Source organism: Rufibacter sediminis, assembly GCF_014269285.1.
GTDB classification, from domain to species: Bacteria; Bacteroidota; Bacteroidia; order Cytophagales; family Hymenobacteraceae; genus Nibribacter; species Nibribacter sediminis.
The window spans coordinates 1-4,892 of sequence record NZ_JACOAF010000038.1 but is presented as its reverse complement, the minus strand read 5'-3'; the positions used below and the strand labels follow the sequence as shown (position 1 = coordinate 4,892).

General features: G+C 50.2%; 5 protein-coding genes. All 5 read left to right on the top strand.

Going from position 1 to position 4,892, the window contains the following annotated elements; genetic code table 11:
* The first annotated feature begins 260 nt into the window (after window positions 1-260).
* Window positions 261-509 carry an Atu4866 domain-containing protein gene (locus H7U12_RS16010; RefSeq protein ID WP_186639841.1) on the top strand — a complete coding sequence of 83 codons (249 nt, stop codon included), beginning with the start codon at window positions 261-263 and terminating at the stop codon, window positions 507-509.
* 460 nt (window positions 510-969) lie between these two features.
* Window positions 970-1,863, top strand: coding sequence for a helix-turn-helix domain-containing protein (locus tag H7U12_RS16005; protein ID WP_186639839.1), 894 nt, complete (start codon window positions 970-972; stop codon window positions 1,861-1,863).
* A gap of 85 nt (window positions 1,864-1,948) precedes the next feature.
* Complete coding sequence (locus H7U12_RS16000) at window positions 1,949-2,806, top strand: oxidoreductase (protein WP_186639837.1); 858 nt, start codon at window positions 1,949-1,951, stop codon at window positions 2,804-2,806.
* Window positions 2,807-3,195: 389 nt separating this feature from the next.
* Window positions 3,196-4,185: a PDDEXK nuclease domain-containing protein gene (locus tag H7U12_RS15995; protein ID WP_206683940.1), complete on the top strand. Its 990-nt coding sequence runs from the start codon at window positions 3,196-3,198 to the stop codon at window positions 4,183-4,185.
* 173 nt (window positions 4,186-4,358) lie between these two features.
* Entirely contained in the window at window positions 4,359-4,874 is a 516-nt protein-coding gene (locus tag H7U12_RS15990; protein WP_186639833.1) for a hypothetical protein, read from the top strand.
* Window positions 4,875-4,892: the final 18 nt, after the last annotated feature.

Below are 4,892 nucleotides of genomic sequence, written 5' to 3'. Positions count from 1 at the left end.
CGGTCCGTGATCTCGTAGCGTCTCATAAACTTTTATAACAGCAACAAGATCAAACCAAAATCATTCCCTATTTGTCAACGCGCCCTAAGCCAAGCCGGATACCTGCTATGCCTCCAAAAAGCGTTTTAGAGCTATTTTCCGAAAAAGGAGCCATAAACAGCCGCAACCCGTTGTTTGAATTTTGCAAGGAACGGTTTGATATGGGCAAACACCCGCGCCACAGGCGGCACTAGCTTTGCACTACAAAAACTGACAACGCCATGACAACACCAACGCACCCGTACGTAGGCATGTGGGTCACCGCCGATGGATACATCCGGCACGAGCTCCTGCCCAACGGCCGCTATGACGAGGCCCGCGGCTCCCGCCAAAGCGCCTACCGGGGCGCCTACACCCTCACCGGAGACCACATAGACTACAAAGACGACACCGGCTTCACCGCCGACGGCGACTTCAAAGACGGCATCCTCTACCACGCCGGCATGATTTTGTACCGGGAAGAGAAGTAGTCTCCTGTTTGGGGGCTGTTTTCAAAAAACTGCCCTAAAACGAAATAGAGGCATTGTAGGGGCAATCCCTTGTGGTTGCCCTACTATGTTTGCAAACGTGAAAGGGCAACCACAAGGGATTGCCCCTACAATGCCGTATTCAGCGCTCGTACTCATCTCCCTACCCCTTCAAAGGGCAGGGCCGTTACGTTCTAAAAACATAGCTGATTCGAGTTTCCAACTTGGACCTAAAATGAGCTAAAGTTTGCAAAGCAGTGAGCCGTGGGGCTCAAAATAGGCAGCAAGGACAATGCCTTCCTGAAGGAACCAATTCATCTAAATAGAACATGACGGCTCTACCTTCCAAGGGGGACAAAATGTGCAAAGCCTTAAAGAAGACTTTTCTGTTTTCAGCCTTCTTTTCGGGAAACAGACCAGAAACGCAGCAAGCAGTTTCACCTGAAATCACGTATCTTTCACCATGGCTACCACCGAAACCTTAGAAGAGTTTTACCAGCACAAATTCAACTGGCTTCCCGAGAACCTGAAGAAAGACCTGGGGCATTTTAACGTGTTCCGGCTGGAGGATTGCGCCCTCACCCCCGCCAACTACAGCCGCCGCGACTTCTACAAAATCTCACTGCTCAGGGGGCATTTCCGGTACCATTACGCCGAGAAAAGTGTGGAAGCCACCGGCAATACGCTCATGTTTTTCAATCCGCAGGTGCCGTACACCTGGGAGGCCGTCTCTGGTGCACCCACCGGTTATTTCTGCATTTTCACCGAGGCTTTCTTCACCGAGAAGATCAGGGGCAGCCTGCAGGATCTGCCAATGTTCGCCGTAGGCGGAAAACCGGCGTATTCCTTAACCGAGGCGCAACAGCAGCAGGTGGAGGCCATCTTTGAGAAGATGCTGGAAGAAATCAACTCTGACTACCTCTACAAGTACGACCTGTTGCGCAACTACGTCACCGAGATGACGCACCTCGCCCTGAAAAGCCAACCCTCTGAGGTGCTCTATGAACACCCAGACGCCAACGCGCGCATCACGGCCGTGTTCAGCGAGTTGCTGGAGCGCCAGTTCCCCATTGAATCACCAGGTCAGCGGTTTCAGCTGCGGTCGGCGAAGGACTTTGCCGAGCAGTTGGCCGTGCACGTGAATCACCTGAACCGCGCCATCAAGAAAACCACCGGTAAAACCACCACAGAGCTGATCTCGTCGCGACTGGTCAACGAAGCGAAGGCCCTACTCAAACACACCGACTGGAATATTTCGGAGATCGGCTACAGTCTGGGCTTTGAGGAGCCCGCCCATTTCAACAACTTCTTCAAGAAACACACCTCGCTGCCGCCCTCACAATTTCGGCATGTTTGATTTTTGCAAGTGATGGTTTGAACGGCGCAAACACCGCCGCCCGCCCATGCGCTACCTTTGTTTTAAACTTAAAACCTTGGAAATCATGGAAAATCAAACCAGAAAAGTGTGGTTCATCACGGGCGCTTCCACCGGCATCGGGCTTACGTTAACCCGTCAGTTGCTGCAACAAGGCCACGCCGTAGCGGCCACCTCCCGAAACGTGACCCAACTCACCCAGGCCGTGGATCACCCCACAGACCAGTTCCTGCCCTTGTCCATGCACCTGACGGATGAGGAAAGCGTGACCCAGGCCCTGGCGAAAACGGTTGAGACCTTCGGGCGCGTAGATGTAGTGGTGAACAACGCCGGGTACGGCCTCATTGGCAGCCTGGAAGAACTCTCTGACCAGGAAGCCCGCCGGAACTTTGAGGTCAACGTGTTCGGGTCGTTGAACGTGATCAGAAAAGCGTTGCCGTACCTGCGCCGTCAGGGCAGCGGCCATATCTTCAACATTTCCTCTATTGCGGGCCTGAGCGGAAGTTTCCCGGGTTTTGGGATATACTGCGCCACCAAGTTTGCCGTGAACGGTTTCACCGAAGCCCTGGCTACCGAGGTAGAACCCTTCGGGATCAAGGTGACGCTGGTGATGCCGGGCTACATCAGAACCAACTTCCTAACGCAAAACTCACTGGCCACGGCGCAAGCGCCCATGCCTGAGTACGCCAATGCGCGTGAAATGCAGGCGCTGCACCAGGAGCAGATCAACGGCAACCAACCCGGCGACCCCGAGAAAGTAGCCGCCGCCCTCATCCAAACCGCCGCCGCTGAAAACCCGCCCCTGCACCTGCTCCTGGGCGCTGATGCTTATGACATGGCCACCCAGAAACTGGACAGCCTGAGCCAAGAATTTCAGCAATGGGCCGAGGTAAGCCGATCGGTGGGCTTTGAGGTAGCCGTGTAACCAAAGAAAGATGTCGCTTCCTGCTGGGGGAAGCTTTAGAAAAGGTGTTTATCTGCCTGATATTGGCAGGTGAACACCTTTCTTTGTTAAAGAGATTTTTTATATTGAGAGGCTTTGCCGCCCTTGCTGGTGTGCCCAGAGGCAACAAGCCAGACACAGGCGACTTTCCGCTTGCTGGTGAAAACACGCAGAGAAGGCAATGGTTGCCAGCGCCTCGGCTTCGGGCGTTTTGATAGATGCCGCTGCATAGATGAGCTTAGGAAAAGGATCACTTTTTAACCTCGAATAGAAGGTATAACTTGTTAGTCAACCAGTGAAGGCACGAGCCGGCAAATGAACATCCTTCGCTTATTCACTTTTAAACTGCACAAAGAAGCTGAATGAAAGACTTGTCACCATACACTGGATTAATCAAGCAAATTGGGGAGTTGCTCCAAGCCGGACGTGCCCAGGCGGGGCGGGCTATCAACACCATACTTGTGCAAACTTATTGGCAGATTGGCCAGCACATTGTAGAGTTTGAGCAGGGCGGAAAAGCGAAAGCCGAATACGGCTCTGAGCTGTTAGTCCGGCTATCCAAAGACTTGACTCACAGTTATGGCAAGGGGTTTGGCCGCTCTAATCTCTTCTATATGCGGAAGCTCTACCAAGCTTTCCCAAATAGTGGGACACTGTCCCACCATTTGGGATGGGGGCACTACTATGAAATTCTGAAAGCGGACAATGACCTTGAAATCAGCTTTTATGCCAGGCAATGCGAAAAAGAAAACTGGAGCGTGCGCGAGCTGAAACGCCAGATGAAAAGCATGCTGTTCCACCGGTTGGCGTTAAGCAAAGACAAGGCTGGCGTTTTGCAGATAGCAGCACAGGGAACCGACGTTCAAAAGCCTGCCGATATCATCAAAGACCCCTACGTGTTTGAGTTTTTGGGTATTCCGCAGCAATACCAGTACAAAGAAGGCGAATTGGAAGAAAAACTGATCCGGAATTTAGAGGAGTTCCTGTTGGAGTTGGGCAAAGGCTTTGCGTTCATCGGCCGCCAATATAAGATCAGCCTGGCGAACCGGCATTTCTTTGTGGACCTGGTTTTTTACCACCGCATTCTCAAATGCTTTGTCTTGCTAGACCTGAAACGCGGCGAAATAGAGCACCACGACATCGGGCAGATGAACCTGTACCTGAACTACTTCGCCAAAGAAGAAAACGTAGAAGGCGACAACCCGCCCATCGGGATTGTATTAGGCGCTTACAAAGACCACATTTTAGTAGAATACGCCACGGAAAACATCAGCAACCAACTTTTTGTAAGCAAATACCAGTTGTATCTGCCTGATAAAGCGTTGCTTTCTGCGGAACTTGAAAAATTGTTAGAAGGATAGTAGTAAATCAATCCTTTATTGACCAATTATACTTCAACCTAATACTATGTTTGCTAACCCGACTCCGGTTATTAGTTATTTTTGGTTGTAAACAGGATGTTTTACTCCATTCATGGTGCCAATAACCGGAACAGTTCCCTATACACAGTAGTTGTGAGGCATTTAAATAATAAATGGAATTAGAATTAAGTTACATAGACTCCCGTGAAAGCTTTGGAATGTCGGGGCCGTGGATTGGTAAGCTAAAGGTAGACGGACATGAACTAAGGTATGAATATCTGGATGGCAACTATGTGCGGACTAATGACGCAGAACTCTATGCTTTTAACTGTTTTCAGCCAGAAAGAGCAGAAAGCCGACTATTCGGATTATTCAAAATAGTCAACCAAACAAGGATGTTCAGGATTATAGTTTTCATTCCTACCATAGAAAAATGGTTCATCAGCAAGGATTATTGGTCTGGAATGTACCTTACACGGATGACAAAAGAGGAGGTCTTCTTTACAGAGGCTTTCCATGACGGTGACAGAGAAATGTTTCCAGAGAAATCAATCAACCTTGGAGATGAGAACTTTGAGGAGTTGAATGAAGAAGAAATAAGAAAAACGCCTCACAACATTGTGTTCTATGGTAAAAGCAACAAAAAGCGCATAATTTTTCCAAGAATCCCTTCCAATCCACCCACTTAACTCTGCAGGCACACGTAG

What these genes read in the sequence shown, in the direction of transcription:
- H7U12_RS15990 (WP_186639833.1), top strand. Translation starts at nt 4,359, where the DNA reads ATGGAATTAGAATTAAGTTACATAGACTCCCGTGAAAGCTTTGGAATG.
- H7U12_RS16010 (WP_186639841.1), top strand. Translation starts at nt 261, where the DNA reads ATGACAACACCAACGCACCCGTACGTAGGCATGTGGGTCACCGCCGAT.
- H7U12_RS16000 (WP_186639837.1), top strand. Translation starts at nt 1,949, where the DNA reads ATGGAAAATCAAACCAGAAAAGTGTGGTTCATCACGGGCGCTTCCACC.
- H7U12_RS16005 (WP_186639839.1), top strand. Translation starts at nt 970, where the DNA reads ATGGCTACCACCGAAACCTTAGAAGAGTTTTACCAGCACAAATTCAAC.